This window comes from Chromobacterium sp. ATCC 53434 (genome assembly GCF_002848345.1).
Classification (GTDB): Bacteria; Pseudomonadota; Gammaproteobacteria; order Burkholderiales; family Chromobacteriaceae; genus Chromobacterium.
Genome location: NZ_CP025429.1, coordinates 5078961 through 5102028, shown reverse-complemented (window position 1 = coordinate 5102028; position 23068 = coordinate 5078961). Strand labels below are relative to the sequence as shown.

Here is a 23068-nt window from a genome sequence, read left to right as displayed (position 1 = left end):
ATGCCAATCGCACCACAGTGCAGGCTCTTGCCCAGGAGCTTGAATGATGAAAAAATTCCTCGCTTCGATCCTACTGGCGCCGGCTATCGCCTGCGCCGCCGCGCCATCCGTTTCCGACAAATCGCTGCGCGAGGCGCCACCGACGCAGCGCCAGCGCGCCGACGGCTGGTATCGGCCCGACGGCGTCGCCACCCAGCTGCACGCGCCGGCCTACCGCGCCGCCAAAGCCACGCCCGAGGCGATGGCCCGCGAATACGTCGAGCACCACCTTGCCGCCCTGGGCCTGTCCGCCGCCCAGGCGCAGCTGCTGCAAGTCACCGCCGTCAATCGGCTGGCCGCCGTCACCGTCGTCCGCCTGCAGCAGCGCTATGCCGGCCTGCCGGTCTTCGGCTCCGACATCGCCGTGTCGATGACCGACGACGGCAATGTCGTCTACGTCAGCAACCAGACCTCGCCGCTGCCCGAGCATCAGCCCCTCTGGCGCATCGCCCAGCCGCAACTTAGCCAGGCCCAGGCGCTGACGGCGGCCCGGCGCCATCTGCAGACCGCGCAACTGCTGTCGCCGCGCTTCGAGGAGACGGTGTACGTCCCGGCCGGGCAAGCCCCGTCGCGGGCATGGCAGGTGGAGGGCCGCGCCGACGACGGCCGCTGGTGGCAGCTGCTGGTCGATCAGCGCGACGGCAAGGTGCTGCGCGCGCAGAAAATGGAAAACGACGCCATAGGCACCGGCGGCACCGGCCACGCCGCTCCCGCCCAGACGCCGGCCGTCCGCGCCGACGATCAGGCCACCGGACGCGGCTATGTCTTCGACCCGGACCCGCTGTCATCGACGCGGTCCCATTACGGCGCCCCCGGCTACGTCAACAACCACGACCAGGACTCGCCGCAGTTGAAGGCCGCCCGCGTCCAGGTGCCGCTGCCCGGACTGGGCAAGGACATCAACGGCAAATACCAGCTGGTCGGCCCCTGGGCGCACTGCGTCGCGATCACCGATTACGACAGCTGCCCGCACGAGGCCGCGCCGGTGTTCGAATACACCCGCGACAATCCCGCCTTCGAGGCCGTCAATGTCTATTTCCACATCGACAGAATGATGCGCTACATCAATCAGACGCTGGGCCTGGCCATCCGCCCCTACCAGTACGCCGGCGGCGTCCAGTACGACCCGCACGGCTGGCGCGACATCAGTCCCAAGGACGGCAAGATCCACACCTCGGCCAACGCCGCCTATCTTGGCGGAACCGATGGCAGGATCAAATTCGGCGGCGGCACCGCCCACGACGCCATCAGCAACCTTCCAGACCTGCCGGATTTCGGCGAAGACGGTCTATTCATCATCCATGAGCTGGGCCACGGCCTGTTTGACTGGGCGTCCCACGGCAATGCCTCGGATCAGGAGGGCCTGAACGAAGGCGTAGGCGATTACTTCGCCGCCGGCTATGTGCGCGACCACGGCCACTGGCGGTCCGGCGATCCCGAATACCATCGCCTGTTTTTCTGGAGCGCCGCCAAGCAAGCAGGCTTTCAGCGCGCCATAGACTGGAATGTCGGCCGCCGCTATCCGGGCGATGTGAAGCGCGACGCTATCGCCCCCGTCCGCGGCTTCGATCCCCATCTTGCCGGCCAGTACTGGAGCTCGTGCAATATGGTGGCGCGCGACGCGATAGGCGGAGCGGCGATGGACAAAGCCATGCTGCTGGGCCTGGCCATGCTGGGACGGCAGGCTCAGCAGAACCAGGCGGCCCAGGCGGTCCTGACCGCGGCGACGGCTCTGCATTACGCGCCTGAACAGCTGGACAAGATCTGGCACGCCTACAATGAAAGCTGCAACTACCAGCTGGCGCGCGACTTGCCGCCGCCGGAAATCAGCGGCGCGACGCCCGGTCAGCAAATCGGCTGCGATTACCGGCTGGATCTGGACCAAGCCGATCCGCACTGGCTGGTCAGCTTGCCGTTGAAAGACGGCGACGACGGCAAGGACCTGCGCTTCGAGCTCAGCTGGAGCAACGTCGACGGCCAGCTCGGCGGCCCGGCCGGCATGGTAGGCTGGCCGGCGCTGGCGCACGGCAGGGTCAGCTGGAATCCGATGCCGCTGCCGGGCATCGTCGGTCCCGGCAACAAGATTCTGATCAGCTATAGCCGGGGCGACAGGAAAACGGCCAGTCGGCCTCTGGTGCTGTGCCCGGAGGGCAAGAGCCTGCCGTCCGCCTATGTGAATCCCAGCGACTTCGTCGGCCGCTTCGCCGTCGATGTCGGCAACTACATCAATCCCAATGGACTGATTCCCGTCAGGGTAGCGGATAACGGCAGCCCGGGAGGACCGCCGACGACAGGCGAGCTGCTGCTGGAAATCGTCGATCCGCAAACCCGGCAGGTCCTGCACCAGTACCGTGCCGCATTCCGTCGGGAACACAGCCCCGACGTCCCGCCCTACGCCTTTCCGGTCGATATTCCCTATGTCCATATCGGCCCGTATTCCGGCAAGCTGCTGCGGCTGTCCTACACGATAGGCGACAAGCATTCCCGGACGGAAAGCTATCCCATCATCGGCCGGATGCCGGCGCCGGGCCTACTTCCCGTCACCGTGTCCAATGACAGTTTCCCCGAGCCGAGCGACTTCAAGAACGGCGTCCAGGTCGGCAATTTGCAGGCCGGCGATCAGGTCACGTTGCACTGGGCGTTGCTAGGACAAAAACCCATCGTCGCCGCACAAAGCTACACCGGCTCCGGCGAAGGACAGTTGCGCTTCGCCACCCCCGCGCTGGAACCGAACTTCGCGCTGAAGACGGCGCACACGCTGTACCATTACTCGATATTCCGGGTCTATTACGAGATCAGCCGGCAGGGCCGGACCCTGCTCTCCCCCAGCCGCGACTTCATGAGAATAGTGAACGAGGAAGCGATGACGGTTTCCCGCTGAACGGCTAGGGGCGGCCCCCGCCACTCCTGGCCGGCCATGCGCGAACGGGGTAGAACCGACTGCAGGCACGGCTCCTCCCCGGCTCATCTCCCGCCGACAAGTCCCCGTCCGGATGGCGAGCCCACCCTGGCCGCGCAAGCCGCTACAAACGGAGACAAATCGTAACTTAGACAAGGATTTAATTTCTACGAGATCGGCCGATATTAAGGTCAGTAGTCCCGATAGTCTCACCACGGAGAGCAAGATAGCGGCGCACACGGACACCCTTTCAGCCAGATTTTCCTATCCGGCGCCAGAGTCCGGCCAGTCCAAGCAGCCCTCACCAGACCATGCCACGCAGGCCAGGAGCCCTGTCCCCCGGCGTCGGTCAAGCTGCCAGCGACCCGCCTGGACTCCCGCACCGGATGGTCGCCCCTCCGGGCCGACCATGCCAGACACCAGGCCATCCCGCAACGGATGGCCTAGTCATATGCCCGCGGGACACTGTCACGCCTGCCGCTCGCAGGCGCAACGGTTCTCCGCGACACGGCGCGATTCGACCGGCACGTGGTGCTCGTCCAGCCAGGCGGCCTGCAGCACTTCGGCGATCATTTCCTCGTAGTGCTCGCGCACCAGCCGGCGCACCGCCTCGTCGCGGTAGATGCGGGCGCAAGCCTGACAGTGGTGGGCGTACATGCCCTCCCAGCGTATGCCGGGGTCCCGGGCGGCGGCCCAGGCCAGCACCCGCTCCGGCCCCAGGTAATGCAGCCACAGTTTGAGGAAGTCGCTCTCCGCCGCCTCCACCGCACGGGACAGGAAATCCGGCTGCGCGACGGTGGCGACGCTGAGTTCCGGAATCTGCCGCATGCCGATGCCGCAGCAGGCGCCTACCCGGCCGTCGGCCTGCACCGTGTAGGTCTGCAGCACATTGGAGCAGACCCGGAAGGATTTGAGATTGTGATTGTCGGCGGCGACGCCGGCCGGGTAGTCCTCCACCTGGCCCGGGTCCAGCGGCATCCACGGGCTTTCGACGATCTCGATCAGCGCCCTGTCCTCCGGCTCCAGCGCGGCGATGCGCGGATGGCCGGTGACCGAGGCGGCGGTCACCGCGCGCGCCGCGCGCAATTCCACCATCACCCAGGCCTTGAGCCGGCGCCGCGTCGCGGCCAGGCAAGCCTCCACCACCCGCTCCAGCGGCACGAAACGCGCGTGCTCGTCGCCGGTGCTGTAGTTGATCTCGGTCAGCCCGGCCTCCAGCAACGCGTCCAGCCGGCGGTCGGCGCTTTTCGCGCTGACCGCCCAGTGGGCGTTGCTGACCAGCCGCACCGGAAAGCCCAGCCCGCTAGCGTGGCGGATCGCGGTCAGCAGATCGCGCCAGCGCAGCGTGGCCTCGCCGCCGGTGAACACCACATTGTAGAAGCCCAGCGCCCTGGCCTGGTCTATCGCCGACAACATTGTCTGCAATGTCAGGTTCTCCCTGGCCTTCGGATGGCTCATCGACGCGCAATGCTCGCAGGCGGCCGGACAGGCGTAGGTGGGCATGATGGACAGGGTCTTGGGCCCCCGGAACAAACCCGGGATCGGCATATCGGCAATCATGTGCGCTCTCCCGCCGCGGCGCGCCGACAATGCGCGCCGCGGCCCGAGTTCAAACCCGGAGCTGGCCGGCGGCCTGCATCTGCTTGGCCTGATCGACCAGCTGGCTGATCACCGTCCGCAACAGCGCCGCGTCGATCACGCCGGCAAAGCCCAGCGACAGGCCGGAGGCGAAGCCGTTGAAGTTCTGGCTGGAACGTAGCGTCTGGTCCGATGTCGACGGCGTCGCCGCTGGCGTGACCAGGCTTTTTTCCGGGCCGATCAGCAATTGCTCTGCGGAATTGCCGAAGCCCGGCAGGCCAAAGCCGTCGCTGGCCAGCTTGAACATCGCCCGGATCAGGTCGGCGTCGGCGAACTTCAGCACCGCCGCGGCGAAATCCTTGCTGAACTGCTCCTCGCCGACCGGCTTGCCGCCCGGGCTGGCCTGGTAATCGTCCATCCACTGGCGGAAACCGTCATTGGCCAGCATGGAGAACAGCAGCCGGTTGACGTCGGAGACCTGCTGCGGCGGCAGCTGGCGCTGGCCGACCTTGGTCGCCAGCACGCCGGCCGGGTTGTGAATGAATTCGGTGCGCGCGGCCGCATCGTTGTTCAATTGGGCAAACAGCGCCTGGGCATTGCTGCGCAGCTGCGCGGCCGGCAAAACCAGCGGCGCGCTCTGCGCCGGCTTGACCGGCTGGATGGTGGTGGTCTTCATGATGCCTCCCGTCGGGGGAACACGGAACATCCGCGACGACGACAGGAGGATGGCGGGGGCCGTCGTCCGAAGCCGGCCGACGCTGCGGCACGACGCGCGGACGGGCCATGGGCGCGGCCGCGCGGACAAACCCCTTTGCGCAATTCGTTCGTTATAGAACGATTGGTATCGGCAAAACCTGTTCTTTATGTCAGGTTTTCGCCGGCAGGCCAGGCACCGGCGGAACCCGGCTCATCCGGCAATCACATCGCCACCATTTCGATGCAGATAATTGTGTAACATTCTATTTTACCCCGCCGCATCGCCACGCCATGATAGTCCGCAATACCCCGTCCTGGTTCCGTCTGCTCTTCGTCTGGCACGGCTCGGTGCTGCCGCGCATCCTGCCGCGGCTGCTGATGGTGCTGACGGTCGCCGTCGTCGCCGCCGCCATCCGCCACTGGTGGCTGCAAAGCCTGCGCGAATCGTCGCTGGGCATCCCCACCTTCACGCTGCTGGGCGTGTCGCTGGCGATCTTTCTCGGCTTCCGCAACTCGGTCAGCTACGAGCGCTTCTGGGAGGCGCGCAAGCTGTGGGGCAGCCTGCTGATCGTCAGCCGTTCGCTGGGCCGGCAGACGCTGGCCGCGCTCGGCGACGACGCCGACAGCCGCCGCTTGCTCGACGCGATGTGCACCTTCGCCTACGCGCTGAAGGCCCAGCTGCGCGGCGACGACGCCGACGACCATCTGCGGCGGCTGCTGCCGGCGGAAGCGCGCGAGCGCATCATGGCCGGCCGCTTCCGCCCGGCGCTGATCCTGGCCTGGCTGGGCGGCGAGACGCAGCGGCTGCAGCGCGCGGGCCGGCTCAGCGAGCTGCAGTGGCACGCGATGGACCGCAATCTGAACACGCTGTCGGAAATCCTCGGCGGCTGCGAACGCATCGCCACCACGCCGATGCCGTTCACCTACCGCGTGCTGCTGAACCGCACGGTGACCATCTATTGCCTGCTGCTGCCGGCCGGGCTGGCCAGCAGCATAGGCTGGCTGACGCCGCCGATCGCGGTCTTCATCGCCTACACCTATTTCGCGCTGGAACAGATCGCCGAGGAGCTGGAGGAGCCGTTCGGCACCGAGGGCAACGATCTGCCGCTGTCGACGCTGTGCCATACGATAGAATCGTCGCTGCGCGAGATGCAGGGCCTGCCGCTGGAGATTGAACCGCCACCGCGCCTCGGCGTCTACCAGTACTGAAAGTCCGTTCGCGGCAGGTTTTCCTGCCGACCGGGCCGCGCGAGTGAAACAAAAGCGCGCTAGTCATGACAATTGGCTTTGCATAGAATGGACCGTCCCGAACCAATCGCCGCCGCCCGATGACTTTGTCCCGCCTGCTGTCCAGCTTCGTCCTGCGCCATTGGCGATCCTATATCCTGGCCGCCCTGATGCTGGCGGCGGTGGCGGTGCTGACCGTGCTGATCCCGCGCCAGGTCGGCCGCATCGTCGACGCGCTGGTGGCGAACCGGCTGGCCGGCGACGCGCTGCTGACCGAGCTGGCCAAGCTGCTGGCGATGGGGCTGGCGATCTATTTCCTGCGCGTGGGCTGGCGTTTGCAGCTGTTCTCCGCCTCCTACCGGCTGGGCGTGGAATTGCGCACCCGCCTGTACCGGCAGCTGGCCGCCCACGGGCCGGCCTTCTTCCAGCGCCAGCGCACCGGCGACCTGATGGCGCGCGCCACCAATGACATCGACTCGGTGGAAATGGCCGCCGGCGAGGCGATGCTGGCCGGCTTCGACGGCATGCTGACCCTGGTGCTGGTGCTGGCGATGATGACGCTGGGCGTCGACTGGCGGCTGGCGCTGGCGGCGCTGCTGCCGTTCCCGCTGATGGCCCTGGCCTTCTCCCGCATCTCCAATCACATCCACCGCGAATGGGGCGAGGCGCTGTCCCGTTTCGGCCAGCTCAACGACCATGTGCAGGAGACGCTGTCCGGCGTCCGCACGTTGAGGGCGCTGGGGCTGGAGGCGCGCAACGACGCCGAGCTGTCGCGGCTGGCCGCCGCCGCCTCCGACAGCAGCTTCGAGGCGCAGCGCTGGGAGGCCGCCTTCGAGCCGGTGGTCGGCGCCACCCTGGTGTTCGCCACGCTGATCACGCTGACGGTCGGCGGCTACCTGGTGTGGCAGGGCCAGCTGACCATAGGCGCGCTGACCAGCTTCAATATGTATCTGGTGCAATTGATCTGGCCGATGTTCGCCGCCGGCTGGGTGCTGTCGCTGCTGCAGCGCGGCGCCGCCGCCTGGCTGCGGCTGCAGCCGGTGCTGGACGAGGCGCCGCAGGTGGCCGACGACGGCGCGCTGGACACGCTGGTTCCCGGCGCGCTGACGGTCGAGGAACTGACCTTCCATTACGCCGCCGACGCCCCGGCCTCGCTGCAGCAGGTCGGCATCCAGCTGCCGGCCGGCAGCACGCTGGGCGTGGTCGGCCCGACCGGCAGCGGCAAGTCCACGCTGCTGAAGCTGCTGATGCGGCAATACCCGCTGCAGCAGGGCGCGATACGCTGGAACGGCGCCGACATCGCCGACTACCGGCTGGCCACGCTGCGCGGCGCGATCAGCTGGGTGCCGCAGGAAGCCTTTTTGTTCTCGGCGACGGTGGCGGAAAACATCGCGCTGGCCCGCCCGGAGGCCAGCCAGCAGGACATCGAGCGGGTCACGCGGCAGGCCGCCGTGCACGACGACATCCTGCGGCTGCCGCAGGGCTACGCCACGCCGGTAGGAGAAAAGGGCGTCACGCTGTCCGGCGGCCAGCGCCAGCGGCTGGCCATCGCCCGCGCGCTGCTGGCCGAAGCGCCGCTGCTGCTGCTGGACGACGCGCTGTCGGCGGTGGACACCGAGACCGAAACCCGCATCCTCGAGCATCTGCGCGCGACGCGGCAGGGCCGCAGCGTGGTCATCGTCAGCCACCGGCTGTCGGCGGTCGCCGACGCCGATCACATCGTAGTGCTGCAGCATGGCCGCATCGTCGAGCAGGGCAGCCACGAACAACTGCTGCGACAGGCCGGCTGGTATGCCGGCCAATGGCGCTATCAGCAACTGGAGGCCAGCCTCGATGCAATCTGACACCCGCCGCACACCGATACGCCAGGCCGCCGCGCTGCTGGCCGACGCCGCCCGCCCCGACCGCGGCCAGTTCGTGCGCGGCGCGCTGTGGCTGATGCTGGCGGCCTTGCTGGAGGCCGCCGCGCCGCTATTGGGCAAGATCTTCATCGACAGCTATCTGCTGCCGCACCGGGCCGACTGGCCCGCCATCTCCGGTCTCTTGGCCGCCAGCCTGCTCTTGGGCCTGACCGCCGCCCTGCTGCGCTACCGGCAGCTGGTGCGGCTGGCCGGCGTCGCGATGCGTTCGGTGCTGCGATTGCGCGAACGGGTCTACCGCCACGTGATCCGGCTGCCGATGGCCTTTTTCGACCAGGCCATCACCGGCCAGCTGGTCAGCCGCGTCACCAACGACACCGAGTCGGTCAAGGCCTTGTACGTGCAGGCACTGTTCGTCATCCTCAACAGCAGCATCGTGGTGCTGGGCGCGCTGGCGGCGATGGCCTGGCTGGACTGGCGGCTGATGCTGGTGACGCTGCTGCTGTTCCCGGCCACCATCGGCATCGTCTGGCTGTACCAGCGGCTCAGCGCGCCGTCGGTGGCCCGCTCCCGCGCGCTGCGCAGCGACATCAACGCACAGATGGCGGAGTCGATCTCCGGCATCGCCGTGCTGCAGGCCAGCAATGCCGAAGGCCGTTTCATCGCCCGCTTCGACGACACCAATCAGCGCTACTATCAGGCCCGGCGGCGCGAGCTGCAAGCCAACGCCTGGCTGCTGCGCCCGGCGCTGGACCTGTTGAACGTGCTGCTCCTGGTCGCGGTGATACACAGCTACGGCCAGCGCGGCCTGGGCGTCGTCGAGATCGGCGTGCTGTACGCCTTCGTCGGCTATATCGGCCGGGTCGTGGAGCCGCTGATCCAGATCACGCTGCAGTTCGGCCAGTTGCAGCAGGCGCTGGTGGCAGCCGGCCGCGTCGGCCAGCTGCTGGACGAAGAGACAGCGCCGCGGCCGGCCGAACAGGGCAGCATCGGCGACGGCGCGGTCAGCTTCCGCGACCTGCGCTTCGGCTACCAGCCGGCGCATCCGGTGCTGCACGATCTGAGCCTGGACATTCCGGCCGGCGCCTTCATCGGCATCGTCGGCCATACCGGCAGCGGCAAATCGACGCTGCTGTCGCTGCTGCTGCGCTTCTATCGTCCGCAACAAGGCCAGATCCTGGTCGACGGCCAGCCGCTGGACGCAATAGGCGACGCCGCCTTCCGCGCCGGCGTCGGCCTGGTGCCGCAGGACCCGTTCCTGCTGGCCGCCAGCGCCCGCGAAAACATAGACATGGGCCGCGGCCTGCCGCAGGGCGAGATCGAGGCGGCCGCCCGCGCCGCCGGCGTGCACGAGCTGATCCTGTCGCTGGAAAACGGCTACGACAGCGAGATGGGCGAAAGCGGCGCGCGGCTGTCCAGCGGACAGAAGCAGCTGGTCGCCATCGCCCGCGCGCTGGCCGGCAAGCCGCGCATCCTGCTGCTGGACGAGGCCACCTCGCGGATAGACAGTGAGACCGAGCAGCTGGTGCAGCAGGCGCTGGCGCGGCTGGCCGGCAAGATCACGCTGATCTCGATCGCCCACCGGCTGTCGACGATACGCGACGCCGACGCCATCGTGGTGCTGAACCACGGCCGCATCGCCGAAACCGGCACCCACGACGCGTTGATGCGCCAGGGCGGCATCTACCAGCGGCTCTATCTGCTGCAACAGCTGCAGGCCGACGAGGCGGAGGAGGCGTGAGCGGCGCGATGAGGCCGGCGTTCGCCATCAACAGCGCGAAGCGGCCGATATCGTCGTAAACTGCCGCGGTGAACGCCGAGCCAGGCCCCTCCCCGCAAACACCGGAGTCGCGATGTTCCGCCTACCCGCTCTCGCCAGCCTGCTCTGCCTGCTGGCCGCCCTGCCCTGCCGCGCCGACGACGGCAAGGACCTCGACCTGTCGATCAGCACCGAGCTGATGACCCGACAGACCGCCTACGGCAGCTCGTCGCGGCTGCAACCCAGCGTCGACCTGCAATACCGCACCCGTTTCGGCGCGTTGTACATCCAGGACGGCGAAGGCGGCTGGGCGCTGCCGGCGCCGGGCGGCTGGGTGTCGCTGGGCGTCGCCAGCGAACCGGTCTGGAGCCTGGGCGGCGGCGTGTCGCAGAGCATGTCGGTGGCGCGCTACGGCATCGATCTGCCCAGGGACGGCAGCCTGTCCTTCGGCTACGCCGACCGCATCGGCGACCATAACCGCGGCCGCCTGCTGGTGGCCAGCCTGGACGCCCCGCTGTTCGACTGGCGCGGCCAGCGCTTCGGCCTGCTCGGCTGGGCCAGCCTGTCCGACCACACCCGCCGCGTATCGCTGAACCACGACGACAACGGCTCCGGCTGGCGGCTGGAGCAGAGCAATCTGCTGCTGGTGATGTCGCATCCGATGGGCCGCCACTGGACGCTGGACCTGGGCGCCGGCAGCCGCTGGGGCGCCGAGCTGGGCGGGCGCGACGCCGGCTGGCAGACGCTGCTGGGATTCACGTGGAAGCTGTGAGCCGCTTCGACTTCCGGCCGGCTGCCGGCTGCCTGATAGACAGCCACTGCCATCTGGACGCGCCCGAACTGCGCGCCGACGTAGACGGCGTCGTCGCGCGCGCGCAGGCGGCCGGCGTCGGCCAGCTCCTGCTGCCGGCGGTGACGGCCGGCAACTTCGACGATGTGCTGGCGATGCGCGAGCGCTACGGCTGCTGGATCGCCTTCGGCCTGCACCCCATCTACCTGGACCGGCATCTGGACGAACACCTGGCGCTGCTGGACGCGGCGCTGGCCGCGCACGCGCCGGTCGCCGTCGGCGAAATCGGCCTGGACTTCTACCTGCCGGAACTGGACCCCGCGCGGCAGGAGGCGCTGCTGGTCGAACAGCTGAAGCTGGCCCGCAAGCACGGCCTGCCGGTGGTGCTGCACGTGCGCCGCTCGGTGGACCGGGTGCTGAAGCATTTGCGCGAGCAGAAAATCGAGCGCGGCATCGCCCACGCCTTCAACGGCAGCGAGCAGCAGGCTCGGGCCTTCATCGGCCAGGGCTTCAAGCTGGGCTTCGGCGGCGCGATGAGCTACAGCGGCTCGCGCCGCATCCGGGCGCTGGCGGCGACGCTGCCGCTCCCCAGCCTGGTGCTGGAAACCGACGCGCCGGACATCCGGCCGGAATACGCGCAGGACGTGCCCAACGAGCCCGCGCAGCTGGCCCGCTTCGTCGGGATCCTGGCCGGGCTGCGCGGCGTCGCGGAAGAGACGCTGCGGCAGGCGCTGCACGCCAACACACTGGCGGCGCTGGCGCTGGACTGAGCCCGCTCCAAGAAAAAAGCCCCGGAGAACCGGGGCTTTTCGTTTGCGACGCCGTCGCGCTCAAGTGCGGAAGCGCTGCAGGCAGTCGTCCAGCTGGTGGGACAGCCCGCGCAACTCGCCGGCCAGCGCGCTGGCCTCGCCGGCCGCCTGATTGGTCTGGCCGTTCATCTGCGCGATCTGCTCGACATTGCGCGCCACTTCCTGGCTGGCGTGGCTCTGCTCGGTGATGGCGTTGGCGATGTCGGTGATGCGCTCCACCGACTGCTCGGCCAACTCGCGGATCTGCCCCAGCGCGTCGGCGACGCTGGACGCGCTGACCACGCCGGTCTCGATGCGGCTATTGGCCTGCTGCATGCTCTGGTAGGCGCGCTGGGTGTCGGCCAGCACGCCGTCGATATGGCTGGAGATTTCGGTGGTGGCCTGGCTGGTGCGCTCGGCCAGCTTGCGCACCTCGTCGGCGACGACGGCGAAACCGCGGCCCATCTCGCCGGCGCGCGCCGCCTCGATCGCCGCGTTCAGCGCCAATAGATTGGTCTGGTCGGCGATGTCGTGGATCACCCGGACGATGTCGCCGATGTCGGCCGAACGCCGGTTCAGGCCATCCATCACCGTGGCGGTGTCGGTGATGCTGCTGGCGACCTGGCGAATCTCGCCGGCGGCCTGCTGCGCCAGGTCGCTGCCGGAGGCCGCCTGCTCCATCGTCAGCCGCGCCTGGCGCTCGACGTCCTTGGTGCTGTCGGCCACCAGATTGATGCTGACCGACATCTGCTCTATCGCCGCCGCGCCGCTGGCCGCCGCTTCCGACTGCTGCTGCGCCGCCGACGACACATGCTCGCTGACGCCGGACAGCTTGCCGGCCGCCTGCGCCAGCTGGGTGGAATGGCCCTGCGACTCGACCACCACGGTGCGGACGCTGTCGACCAGCTTGGCCAGCGAGCCGGCGACGCTGCCCAGCTCGTTCTGGCCGAAGTCCGGCAATTGCAGCCTGAGGTTGCGCTGATCGGCCAGTTCGTGGCTGGCGTCGCGCATGCTGAGCAACGGTCGGCGTATCGACGTGATGATGAACCAGGCCACCAGGACGCCGGCCGCCAGCGCGATCAGGATCTCGGTCAGCAACTGCTTGCCCACCGAGGAGGCTGTCGCGTCGATCTGCTCGTCCAACAGGCCCACTGCATCGGCGGCGGCCTTGCCCAGATCGGCGCTGACGCCCTCCATCTGATGAATGTTGTCCTTGTACTTGTCCAGCTCCTTGTTGGCGTCGGCGGTGGCGGTGATGTGCTTGCCCTCCACCTGCGCCGACACCTTGCCGACGCCGTCGGCGTAGCCGGACAGCAGCGTGGACAGCTTGGTCAGCTGCTGCGCCGCCTGATCGTTCAGCGGGCGGGAAGCCGCCTGGCTGATCGCCTTCTGCGCATGCTCCTGCGTCGCCTTCCACTTGCCGAGGTAATCTGCCCGCTTGGCGTCGTCGGCGATATTGATGAAATAGTCCTTCTCGAAACGGCGCAGATTGCCCATGTCGCGCTGCAGCTCGACGATGTCGGTGTAGAACACCAGTTCGTGCGAGCTGACTTCCGCCACCCGTTGGGAAATCTTGCCGAGTCCGAGCTGCGTCAGCAGCCCGGTCAGAATGAGCGCCGCCAACAGCAGCGCGAAGCCGAGAGTAATCCTTGCCGCGATAGACAAATTCCGCATTATCCTTCCCCACACCCGATGTTATTGAAACTTGGCCGGACTGAGTCCGATCCGTTGTCAGCGCCTTTCGAACAGGCTCCTATGCTGCGATTCTAGTAGACCGCCGCGGCGAGCAGCCAGCACGAACATTCGGAATGGCTGAATTCACGCGAAAGCAATATCAAAAAACTCAAAAAAAAACCGGCGGCATTGGCCACCGGTCGGCAAGCTCGCGGAGTCAAACTCAAACGCGGCGCTTGAAGCTCCTGGCAAATCCCAATACACAGATAAAGAATAGTGTACTGATCGCCACTTCACACCAGGCCATCCGCTGCGCCAGGCCCTGGTCGGCCCAGCCCCGCATCACGCCCTCGGTGAAAAAGGCCAGGATGAACATGCTGGACCACTGGTAGGTGTAGAGTTTGCCGGCCAGGATGCCGCGCAGCGGCAACAGCAGGAACAGCGCCTTGAAGGCGAGGAAGGAGCCGCCGGGACGCAGCGGCGCCAGCCACAGCTCCCAGGCCAGCGTCAGCGCGATCAGGGCGATCAGCGACGCCGCCGCGCCGCTGCGGAAACCGTCGCGGCTCATGGCGCAGACTCCGCGGACTCCGTCTGCTGACGGGCCCTGGCCTTGCGCTCCAACAACGCCGCCACCACGACCCCGGCCTCGTACAACAGCCACAGCGGCACCGCCAGCATCGTCTGCGACAACACGTCCGGCGGGGTGACGATGGCGGCGATGACGAAGGCGCCGACGATCACGTACGGCCGCCCCTCGCGCAGCTTGGCCACCGACACCACACCCATCCGCGTCAGCAGCACCACCACCACCGGCACCTCGAAGGTGGCGCCGAAGGCCAGGAACATGCCGAGGACGAAGGACAGGTATTTGTCGATGTCCGTCATCATGCTGACGCCGGCCGGCGTCACCGCCGACATGAAGTGGAACACCACCGGGAACACCAGGAAGTAGGCGAAGGCCATGCCGGTCAGGAACAGCAGCAGGCTGGACAGCAGCAGCGGGATGATCAGCTTCTTCTCATGGCTGTACAGACCGGGCGCGACGAAGGCCCAGACCTGGTACAGCGTGTTCGGCAGCGAGATCAGGAAGGCCACCAGCATCGTCACCTTCATCGGCACGAAGAAGGTCGACGTCACCTCGGTGGCGATCATGCTGCCGCCCTGCGGCAAGGCGTCGAGCAGCGGCTTGGCCAGCAGGTGGTAGATATCGGAAGACCAGTGGAACAGGCACAGAAAGGTCAGGGCGATGCCCAGGAGCGCGCGCACCAGCCGGGTGCGCAGCTCGATCAGGTGCGCGAGCAGCGGTTGTTCGTTCATTCGCGTGGTACGGATGCGGGTTGGGGGGCCGGCCGATGCGGCGGCGGATCGTCAAACAGGTCGAGCTGGCTGTCGTCGCGCGGCGGAACGTCGGCCTGCGCCGCCGGATCCTCCGGCACAGGCGCCGCCTCTTCGGCAAACAGCGGCGCGGCGTCCGGCGATAGGCCGCCGTGTATCGTGCGGCCGGCCTCGTCGAACGGCTGGGCCGCCTGCTCGGCCAGCTCGCGCGCCTCGGCCGCGTGCTGGCCGACGGCGTCGCGCGCCTGCTGCACCTCGGCCTCCAGCTGGCCGCGGAAGCTGTGGGCCGCGTCCTGCAGGTTCTGACGCAGGCTGTCCAGCTCCTGCAGATTGGTCTGTTGCTGGATATCGGCCTTGACGGTGGCGACGAAACGCTGCGCCCGCGCCACCAGCGCGCCGACGGTGCGCGCCACCGTCGGCAGCCGCTCCGGGCCGAGCACGACCAGCGCCACCACGCCTATCAGGACGAATTCGCCGAAACTGATGTCAAGCACGCCGCGTCACCGTCCGTGGTTATTTCTTGTCGGCTTCGCCGTCTATGATGCGGCCGGCGTCCTTGGCCGGCGGCTGGGCATCCTTGCCGCCCTCGGCCATGCCTTCCTTGAAGCCCTTGACCGCGTTGCCCAGATCCTTGCCTATGCCGGGCAGCTTCCTGGTGCCGAACACCAAGACCACGATCAACAGCACGATCAACCAATGCCAGATGCTCAGAGAACCCATTGTGACTCTTCCTCGGTTTCGAAAAACGGGTGCCGTCTCAGCCCTTGTGGCCGAACACGTGCACGTGCAGATGGAACACTTCCTGGCCGCCGCCGCGGCCGGTGTTGATGCCGGTCTTGAAGCCGGACTCCAGGCCCTGCTCCCTGGCCAGTTTCGGCGCCAGCGTCAGGATCTTGCCCAGCACCGCCTCATGCTCCGGGCCGCAGTGGGCCAGCGAGTCGACGTGCCGCTTCGGAATGATCATGAAATGCACCGGCGCGATCGGCCGGATGTCGTGAAAGGCCAGCACGTCGTCGTCTTCGTAAACCTTGCTGGCGGGAATCTGGCCCGCCACGATCTTGCAGAAAAGGCAGTCGCTCATCATGTGTTCCGTCGTTCAGACTGTGGGTTTGCGCGAGGCTTTCTCGTCCAGGCCGGAAATGCCCTCGCGCCTATGCAACTCCATTACAACGTCTTCCGGCCGCAGGCCATGATATGCCAATAGCACCATCGTGTGAAACCACAGATCGGCCACTTCGCGCACCAGGTGCAGCTTGTCCTTGTCCTTCGACGCCATCAGCGTCTCGGCCGCCTCCTCCGCCACCTTCTTCAGGATGGCGTCCTCGCCCTTGTGAAACAGCGAGGCCACGTAGGAAGACTGGGAATTGGCCTCGCGCCGGGCTTCCAGCGTGTCGGCGATGCTTTTCAACACATCCGGGGTCATATCGTGCGATCCTTTGAGCCCGCCGACCTGACAGTATACGGCGCGGGCATGACATTCTGACAAAACCGGCCCATTGTAACCCGGCCGGCGCCGCCAGCGTTGACCGGCAGCAATTCAGCGGTGGTAGATCGCGTGCGGATCTTTCAGCACGGCGTCCACCGTCGTCCAGCCGCCGTTGTCGAAACGACGGTAAAAACAGCTCTCCCGTCCGGTGTGACAGGCGATGCCGCCGATTTGTTCGATCTGCATCACGATCACGTCGCCGTCGCAATCGAGGCGCAGCTCCTTGACCGTCTGCAGATGGCCGGACTCCTCGCCCTTCTTCCACAGCTTTTGCCGCGAGCGGCTCCAGTAGTGGGCGATGCCGGTGTCGGCGGTCAGCTGCAGGCTTTCGCGGTTCATCCACGCCACCATCAGCACCCGGCCGCTGGCGGCATCCTGGGCGATGGCGGTGACCAGGCCCTTGTCGTCCCACTTCACTTCGTCCAGCCAGGACGCGCTCACACTGCTCACTTGCATTCTCCCACGCGGCGCAGCCGCAATTGCAACGCGGCGGCCTCCTGATTGGCCGGCCGCAACTTGACCACGCTGCCGGCGGTCCATTCGTCCGCTTGCAGCCGTTGCCAGAAAAACACCGTTTCCATCTCCAGTCCGTCCTTCAGCTTGCAGCGGTAACGGCTGATGCCCGGCGCCTCCACCGCGCCGGAGAGCGCGCATTCCGCGCCGGCCGGCACCCCGACCACCTGGGCCGCCATCTCCAGCACCGTCATCGGCGCTTTCTCGCACAGCGTCCCGCTTCCGGACTGCATGTCGCCGCTGGTCACGTCGATCTGCCAAAGTCCGGCGGCCAGCCTCGAAGCGTCCGCCGCCGCCGTCGTCCCGACGGACAAGGCGAGCAGAGACGCGGCCAGGGTTTTCACAGCCTGACCTTGATGCCGGCGGCGCGCATCGCCTGCTTGGCCTGATCCACCGTGTATTCGCCGAAGTGGAAGATGCTGGCGGCCAGCACCGCGTCGGCGTGGCCGTCCCTGACCCCGTCGACCAGGTGCTGCAGATTGCCGACGCCGCCGGAGGCGATGACGGGAATGTTCACCGCGTCGGACACCGCGCGCGTCAGCGGCAGATTGAAGCCGACCTTGGTGCCGTCGCGGTCCATGCTGGTCAGCAGGATTTCGCCGGCGCCCAGCGCCTGCATCTTGCGCGCCCATTCGACGGCGTCGAGGCCGGTCGGCTTGCGGCCGCCGTGGGTGAAGATCTCCCAGCGGTCGTTTTCCGGCGTCACCGCTTTGGCGTCCAGCGCGACGACGATGCACTGGTTGCCGAAGTGCTCGGACGCCTCGCGGACGAAGTCCGGATCGGTGACGGCGGCGGTATTGATGCTGACCTTGTCGGCGCCGGCGTTCAACAGCCGGCGGATGTCGGCGACGCTGCGCACGCCGCCGCCGACGGTCAGCGGAATGAACACCTGCTCGGCCACCGCTTCGATGACGTGCAGGATGATGTCGCGCTGGTCGGAGCTTGCGGTGATGTCGAGGAAGGTCAGCTCGTCGGCGCCCTGCTCGTTGTAACGGCGGGCGATCTCCACCGGGTCGCCGGCGTCGCGCAGGCCCAGGAAGTTGACGCCCTTGACCACGCGGCCGGCGGTCACGTCCAGGCAGGGGATGATGCGTTTGGCAAGCATGTGCGTTTCCAGAAAGCTTCAGGCACGCCGAAGCGGCGGGACGAGCCCGCCGCCGGCGTGGTCGGCCGGCTCAGCCGGCCAGTTCGTCGGCCAGCGTCTGCGCGGCGGCGAAGTCTATGCTGCCCTCGTAGATCGCCCGGCCGGTGACGGCGCCCTCGACCCCCTCGTCCTCCACCGCGCACAAGGCGCGGATGTCGTCGAGATTGGTCAGGCCGCCGGAGGCGATCACCGGGATGGTCAGCGCCTGCGCCAGCTTGACGGTGGCCTCGATGTTGACGCCGGTCATCATGCCGTCGCGGCCGATGTCGGTATAGATCACCGAGTTGACGCCGTAGTCCTCGAAGCGCTTGGCCAGATCGATCACATTGTGATTGGTGATCTTGGCCCAGCCGTCGATGGCCACCATGCCGTCCTTGGCATCGAGGCCGACGATGACCTGGCCGGGGAAGGCGTCGCAGGCGTCGTGCAGGAAGCCCGGCGTCTTGACCGCGGCGGTGCCGATGATCACATAGGCCAGGCCCATGTCGAGGTAGGCCTCTATCGTGTCCAGGTCGCGGATGCCGCCACCCAGTTGCACCGGCATGTCTTCGCCGACTTCGCCGAGAATATCGCGGATCACCGCCAGATTCTTCGGTTTGCCGGCGAAGGCGCCGTTCAGGTCGACCAGATGCAATCGTCTGGCGCCCTGGTCGCGCCAGTGGGCGGCAACCTTGACCGGATCGTCGGAAAAGATGGTGGCATCGTCCATCGCGCCCTGTCTCAGGCGCACGCATTGACCGTCTTTCAGGTCTATCGCGGGTATCAGCAGCATGGTGCTAAGTCGAAACGTGAGTTAAACATTGCCGTCCCAGGCCAGGAAGTTCTTCATCATCTGAAGGCCGGCCCGGTGGCTCTTTTCGGTGTGAAACTGCGTGGCGAATATATTGCCACGCCCGACGATACTGGCAAACCGCTGCGGATAATCACTCTCCGCCAGCGTCAGCGCCGCGTCGGCCGGCGCAAAATGGTAGCTGTGCACGAAATAGAAGCGCTCGCCGTCGGCGATGCCGGCGAACATCGGATGGGGCCGGGTCTGATAAACCTGGTTCCAGCCCATGTGCGGCACCTTCAGCCGCTCGCCGTTGGCGACGAGATCGTCGGCGAAACGCAGCACCCTGCCGGGAAACAGCCCCAGCCCGGCGGTATCGCCTTCCTCGCTATGATCGAACAATAGCTGCGCGCCGACGCAGATACCAAAAAACGGCTTGTTCCACGTAGTTTCACCGACGGCGTCGGCCAGACCGTGGCGGTTCAATTCGCGCATGCAGTCCGGCATCGCCCCCTGACCGGGGAAAACCACCTTGTCGGCCTTGAGCACCGCCTCCGGATCGCGCGTCAGGAAAATGTCGGCGCCGATCTCGTTGACCGCCTGCAGGGACTTCAGCACCGAGTGCAGATTGCCCATGCCGTAATCGATGACTGCGACTTTCATGCCGACAGCGTCCCCTTGGTCGACGGCGTGATGCCCGCCATCCGTTCGTCGTGCTCACAGGCCATGCGCAGCGCGCGGCCGAAGGCCTTGAAGATGGTCTCGGCCTGGTGGTGGCTGTTGTGGCCGCGCAGATTGTCGATATGCAGCGTGACCATGCTGTGGTTGACGAAGCCATGGAAGAATTCGGAGAACAGGTCGACGTCGAACTGGCCGATGCTGGCGCGGGTGTAATCGACGTCGTAAACCAGGCCGGGACGGCCGGACAGGTCGATCACCACGCGGCTCAAGGCCTCGTCCAGCGGCACATAGGCGTGGCCGTAGCGGCGTATGCCCTTCTTGTCGCCGATGGCGCGGGCGAAGGCCTGGCCCAGCGTGATGCCGATATCCTCCACCGTGTGGTGGGCGTCGATGTGCAGGTCGCCGACCGCCTTGACGTCCAGATCGATCAGCCCGTGGCGGGCAATCTGGTCCATCATGTGGTCGAGGAAGGGCACGCCGGTCTCGAAGCGGCCCTGGCCTGTGCCGTCCAGATTCAGCGTGACGGTGATCTGGGTTTCCAGCGTGTTGCGGGTGACGGTAGCGGTTCTCATTGCGGCTTCAGGCGAAAAAACGTTGTATGGCGGACAGCAGCGCGGCGTTCTCGTCCGGGCTGCCGACGGTCAGGCGCAGGCAGTTCTCCAGCAGCGGATGGCTGCCGTGCAGCTGCTTGATCAGAATGCCGGACGCCTTCAGATGCTGGAACAGCGCCGGCGCGTCCGGCGCGCGGACGGTGACGAAGTTGGCCTCGGACGGAAACGCCGTCAGCCGGGGCAGCGCGGCCAGCGCGTCGAACAGTTTGGCGCGCTCGGCGCGCAGCTCGGCCGCCTGGCGGTTGAACACGTCCAGGTATTGCAGCGCGAAGCGGGCGGCGGCCAGCGTCAGCACATTGACGTTGTACGGCGGCCGCACCTTGTCCAGCTCGGCTATCCACTCCGGGCTGGCCGCGGCGTAGCCCAGGCGGATGCCGGCCAGGCCCAGCTTGGACAGCGTGCGCATCACCAACAGATTGTCCAGCTCGCCGGCCAGGTCCATGAAGCTGTCGGAGGCGAAGCTCTGATAGGCCTCGTCGACCACCACCAGACCCGGCGCGGCGCGGCAGATCGCCATCACCTCGTCGCGGGCGTAGCGCGGACCGGTCGGATTGTTCGGATAGGACACGAAGACCACCGCCGGCCGTTCGCGCTCGATGGCGGCCAGCGTGGCCGGCAGATCCAGCGTGAAATCATCGCGCAGCGGCACGCCGACGTATTGCAGGCCGGAGAACAGCGCGTTCATCTTGTACATCACGAAGGACGGCTCCAGCGCCAGCAATTTGGCGCCGGGGCGCGCCAGCGCCTGCGTCACCAGCGTGATCAGCTCGTCCGAGCCGTTGCCGAGCACGATGTCGGCCGCGGCCGGAATGGCGAAGGCGGCGCGCAGATCGTCCTTCAGGCCGCCGCCGTTGGCGTCCGGATAGCGGTTCAGCGCCACCTGGGCCAGCTCGACGGCCAGCGCGTGCTGCAAGGCCACCGGCAGCGGCCACGGATTCTCCATCGCGTCCAGCTTGATGAAGCCCGCGGCCGGCGCCACGTGGTAGGCCTTGATCGCGGCGATCTCGTCGCGGACGAGTTGCTTGGTGCTCAGTTTGGTCGTCATCGTGTATCTGCGGCGCCTAGCGCCGTCATCGTCCCGCGAACGGGCAAAAAAGCATCGTAACGCGTCCGGGCGCGGCGGACCACCGCCGCGCGCCCGACGGGCCGCGCCTGTTGCGGCGCGGCTACGGCGGACTTATTTATCGAGTCTCAACTCGGCCGCGCGGGCGTGCGCGGTCAGGCCCTCGCCATGCGCCAGCAGGCTGGCGATGCGGCCCAGCTTCTGCGCGCCGGCCTGCGACACGCGGATCAGGCTGCTGCGCTTCTGGAAGTCGTAGACGCCCAGCGGGCTGGCGAAGCGCGCGGTGCGGCTGGTCGGCAACACGTGGTTGGGCCCGGCGCAATAATCGCCGAGGCTCTCCGAGGTGAAGCGGCCCATGAAGATGGCGCCGGCGTGGCGCAGCAGCGGCAGCAGCGCGTCCGGATCGGCCACCGACAGCTCCAGATGCTCCGGCGCGATGTAGTTGCTTATCTCGCAGGCTTCGGCCAGGTCGCGCACTTCGATCAGCGCGCCGCGGTTGCCCAGGCTGGCCTCGATGATGGCGCGGCGCGGCATGGCCGGCAGCAGCCTGGCGATGCTGGCCTCGACCTGGGCGATGTAGTCGGCCGACGGGCACAGCAGGATGGCCTGGGCGATCTCGTCGTGCTCGGCCTGGCTGAACAGGTCCATCGCCACCCAGTCCGGGTCGGTGTCGCCGTCGCAGATCACCAGGATCTCGGACGGGCCGGCCACCATGTCGATGCCGACCACGCCGAACACCCGGCGCTTGGCGGCGGCGACGTAGGCGTTGCCGGGGCCGGTGATCTTGTCCACCTGCGGAATGGTGGCGGTGCCGTAGGCCAGCGCGGCCACCGCCTGGGCGCCGCCGACGGTGAACACCTTGTCGACACCGGCGATATAGGCCGCGGCCAGCACCAGGTCGTTGCGTTCGCCGCCCGGCGTCGGCACCACCATGACGATCTCGCCGACGCCGGCCACCTTGGCCGGCAGCGCGTTCATCAGCACCGAACTCGGATAGGCGGCCTTGCCGCCCGGCACATAGATGCCGACGCGATCCAGCGGCGTCACCTGCTGGCCCAACAGCGTGCCGTCCTCGTCCTCGTAGCTCCAGGAGTGCGCCAGCTGCTTCTCGTGATAGCGGCGCACCCGGTCGGCGGCGGCTGACAGCGCGTCGCGCACGTCGGCCCGCAGCCGCCCCCAGGCGGCCTCCAGTTGCTCGCGGCTCAGCGTCAGGTCGGCGATGCTCGCCGCCTGCATGCGGTCGAAACGGTTGGTGTACTCCACCAGCGCCGCGTCGCCGCGATGATGGACGTCGGCGCAGATCGCCGCGACGGCGGCGTCCACCGCCGGGTCCTGCGCGGTTTCAAAGGCCAGCAGCGCCTGCAGGCGCTCGGCGAAGTCGGGCTGGGAGGATGACAGTTTCAACATAATGATTCTCTGATGCTTATAGCCTGAACAATGGCCAACGCCGGCCGAGCCTATCGGTTGACCGCTACCCGCCCGGCATGCGTATCGATCAGGCCGGCACGGCGCCGGCGAAAGCGTCCAGCACCGGCTGGATCGCGTCGTACTTCAGCTTCAAGGCGGCCTGGTTGACCACCAGCCGCGAGCTGATGTCGATGATGTGCTCGACCGCCACCAGCTTGTTGGCGCGCAGCGTGCCGCCGGTGGACACCAGGTCGACGATGGCGTCGGCCAGGCCGACCAGCGGCGCCAGCTCCATCGAGCCGTACAGCTTGATGATGTCGACGTGCACGCCCTTCTTCGCGAAGTGCTCGCGGGCGATCAGCGGGTATTTGGTGGCGATCTTCAACCGCGCGCCCTGGCGCACCGCGGCGTCGTAATCGTAGCCCTCCTGCACCGCCACCATCATCTTGCACTTGGCGATGTTCAGGTCCAGCGGCTGGTACAGGCCGGCGCCGCCGTGCTCGATCAGCACGTCGCGCCCGGCGATGCCGAGGTCGGCCGCGCCGTACTGCACATAGGTCGGCACGTCGGACGCGCGCACGATCACCAGCTGCACCTCCGGGTGATTGGTGGCTATGATCAGCTTGCGCGACGATTCCGGGTTTTCCGCCGGCACGATGCCGGCCGCCGCCAGCAGCGGCAGCGTTTCTTCAAAAATTCGGCCCTTGGACAGGGCGATGGTCAGCTTCATGGTCTTCTACTGCGAAAGTG

At 67.3% G+C, this 23068-nt stretch carries 24 protein-coding genes; 6 read left to right on the top strand and 18 right to left on the bottom strand.

What is annotated here, in order from left to right:
* The first annotated feature begins 43 nt into the window (after positions 1-43).
* On the top strand, positions 44-2920 hold the full coding sequence (locus CXB49_RS22900; RefSeq protein WP_101710504.1) for a hypothetical protein: 2877 nt from the start codon (positions 44-46) through the stop codon (positions 2918-2920).
* Between the two features lie 486 nt (positions 2921-3406).
* On the opposite strand, the gene CXB49_RS22895 is transcribed toward CXB49_RS22900, so the two are convergent.
* Positions 3407-4498, bottom strand: a complete 1092-nt coding sequence (locus CXB49_RS22895; RefSeq protein ID WP_101710503.1) for a radical SAM protein — start codon at positions 4496-4498, stop codon at positions 3407-3409.
* A 49-nt stretch (positions 4499-4547) separates the two neighbouring features.
* Positions 4548-5192: a hypothetical protein gene (locus CXB49_RS22890; RefSeq protein ID WP_101710502.1), complete on the bottom strand. Its 645-nt coding sequence runs from the start codon at positions 5190-5192 to the stop codon at positions 4548-4550.
* A 311-nt stretch (positions 5193-5503) separates the two neighbouring features.
* On the opposite strand from CXB49_RS22890, the gene CXB49_RS22885 reads away from it, so the two are divergent.
* From CXB49_RS22885 to CXB49_RS22865, 5 genes are all read left to right on the top strand, one after another.
* Positions 5504-6421: a bestrophin family protein gene (locus tag CXB49_RS22885; protein ID WP_101710501.1), complete on the top strand. Its 918-nt coding sequence runs from the start codon at positions 5504-5506 to the stop codon at positions 6419-6421.
* A 119-nt stretch (positions 6422-6540) separates the two neighbouring features.
* On the top strand, positions 6541-8283 hold the full coding sequence (locus CXB49_RS22880; RefSeq protein ID WP_101710500.1) for an ABC transporter transmembrane domain-containing protein: 1743 nt from the start codon (positions 6541-6543) through the stop codon (positions 8281-8283).
* On the top strand, positions 8273-10039 hold the full coding sequence (locus CXB49_RS22875) for an ABC transporter ATP-binding protein (RefSeq protein ID WP_101710499.1): 1767 nt from the start codon (positions 8273-8275) through the stop codon (positions 10037-10039). Before CXB49_RS22880 ends, CXB49_RS22875 begins: the two co-directional genes overlap by 11 nt.
* Before the next feature lie 112 nt (positions 10040-10151).
* Positions 10152-10829 carry a hypothetical protein gene (locus CXB49_RS22870; protein ID WP_101710498.1) on the top strand — a complete coding sequence of 226 codons (678 nt, stop codon included), beginning with the start codon at positions 10152-10154 and terminating at the stop codon, positions 10827-10829.
* The gene (locus CXB49_RS22865) at positions 10817-11617 is read left to right on the top strand and encodes a TatD family hydrolase (protein WP_233492895.1); all 801 of its coding nucleotides are present in this window, start codon (positions 10817-10819) and stop codon (positions 11615-11617) included. Before CXB49_RS22870 ends, CXB49_RS22865 begins: the two co-directional genes overlap by 13 nt.
* A gap of 60 nt (positions 11618-11677) precedes the next feature.
* On the opposite strand, the gene CXB49_RS22860 is transcribed toward CXB49_RS22865, so the two are convergent.
* The 16 genes from CXB49_RS22860 to hisG form a co-directional block, all read right to left on the bottom strand.
* Positions 11678-13309: a methyl-accepting chemotaxis protein gene (locus CXB49_RS22860; protein ID WP_101710496.1), complete on the bottom strand. Its 1632-nt coding sequence runs from the start codon at positions 13307-13309 to the stop codon at positions 11678-11680.
* Between the two features lie 223 nt (positions 13310-13532).
* Entirely contained in the window at positions 13533-13877 is a 345-nt protein-coding gene (locus CXB49_RS22855) for a DUF2069 domain-containing protein (protein WP_101710495.1), read from the bottom strand.
* Complete coding sequence (gene tatC / locus CXB49_RS22850) at positions 13874-14626, bottom strand: twin-arginine translocase subunit TatC (protein WP_101710494.1); 753 nt, start codon at positions 14624-14626, stop codon at positions 13874-13876. Before tatC ends, CXB49_RS22855 begins: the two co-directional genes overlap by 4 nt.
* On the bottom strand, positions 14623-15138 hold the full coding sequence (gene tatB, locus CXB49_RS22845) for a Sec-independent protein translocase protein TatB (protein ID WP_101710493.1): 516 nt from the start codon (positions 15136-15138) through the stop codon (positions 14623-14625). The genes tatC and tatB overlap by 4 nt, the downstream gene beginning before the upstream one ends.
* Before the next feature lie 19 nt (positions 15139-15157).
* Entirely contained in the window at positions 15158-15364 is a 207-nt protein-coding gene (gene tatA, locus CXB49_RS22840; RefSeq protein ID WP_101710492.1) for a Sec-independent protein translocase subunit TatA, read from the bottom strand.
* Between the two features lie 37 nt (positions 15365-15401).
* Positions 15402-15725 (bottom strand): histidine triad nucleotide-binding protein, encoded by a 324-nt coding sequence (locus CXB49_RS22835; RefSeq protein ID WP_101710829.1) that lies wholly within the window; start codon positions 15723-15725, stop codon positions 15402-15404.
* Between the two features lie 15 nt (positions 15726-15740).
* Positions 15741-16067, bottom strand: a complete 327-nt coding sequence (locus CXB49_RS22830) for a phosphoribosyl-ATP diphosphatase (RefSeq protein ID WP_101710491.1) — start codon at positions 16065-16067, stop codon at positions 15741-15743.
* 114 nt (positions 16068-16181) lie between these two features.
* A complete protein-coding gene (hisI, locus tag CXB49_RS22825) occupies positions 16182-16586 on the bottom strand; it encodes a phosphoribosyl-AMP cyclohydrolase (RefSeq protein ID WP_101710490.1) in 405 nt (134 codons plus the stop codon).
* Entirely contained in the window at positions 16577-16987 is a 411-nt protein-coding gene (locus CXB49_RS22820) for a hypothetical protein (RefSeq protein ID WP_101710489.1), read from the bottom strand. Before CXB49_RS22820 ends, hisI begins: the two co-directional genes overlap by 10 nt.
* Entirely contained in the window at positions 16984-17748 is a 765-nt protein-coding gene (gene hisF, locus CXB49_RS22815) for an imidazole glycerol phosphate synthase subunit HisF (RefSeq protein WP_101710488.1), read from the bottom strand. The genes CXB49_RS22820 and hisF overlap by 4 nt, the downstream gene beginning before the upstream one ends.
* Before the next feature lie 70 nt (positions 17749-17818).
* Positions 17819-18559, bottom strand: coding sequence for a 1-(5-phosphoribosyl)-5-[(5-phosphoribosylamino)methylideneamino]imidazole-4-carboxamide isomerase (hisA, locus tag CXB49_RS22810; protein ID WP_101710487.1), 741 nt, complete (start codon positions 18557-18559; stop codon positions 17819-17821).
* Between the two features lie 21 nt (positions 18560-18580).
* The gene (gene hisH / locus CXB49_RS22805; protein WP_101710486.1) at positions 18581-19219 is read right to left on the bottom strand and encodes an imidazole glycerol phosphate synthase subunit HisH; all 639 of its coding nucleotides are present in this window, start codon (positions 19217-19219) and stop codon (positions 18581-18583) included.
* Entirely contained in the window at positions 19216-19809 is a 594-nt protein-coding gene (gene hisB / locus CXB49_RS22800) for an imidazoleglycerol-phosphate dehydratase HisB (RefSeq protein ID WP_101710485.1), read from the bottom strand. Before hisB ends, hisH begins: the two co-directional genes overlap by 4 nt.
* A gap of 7 nt (positions 19810-19816) precedes the next feature.
* Positions 19817-20893 carry a histidinol-phosphate transaminase gene (hisC, locus tag CXB49_RS22795; protein WP_101710484.1) on the bottom strand — a complete coding sequence of 359 codons (1077 nt, stop codon included), beginning with the start codon at positions 20891-20893 and terminating at the stop codon, positions 19817-19819.
* 132 nt (positions 20894-21025) lie between these two features.
* Entirely contained in the window at positions 21026-22318 is a 1293-nt protein-coding gene (gene hisD / locus CXB49_RS22790; protein WP_101710483.1) for a histidinol dehydrogenase, read from the bottom strand.
* Positions 22319-22406: 88 nt separating this feature from the next.
* Complete coding sequence (gene hisG / locus CXB49_RS22785) at positions 22407-23048, bottom strand: ATP phosphoribosyltransferase (protein ID WP_101710482.1); 642 nt, start codon at positions 23046-23048, stop codon at positions 22407-22409.
* Positions 23049-23068: the final 20 nt, after the last annotated feature.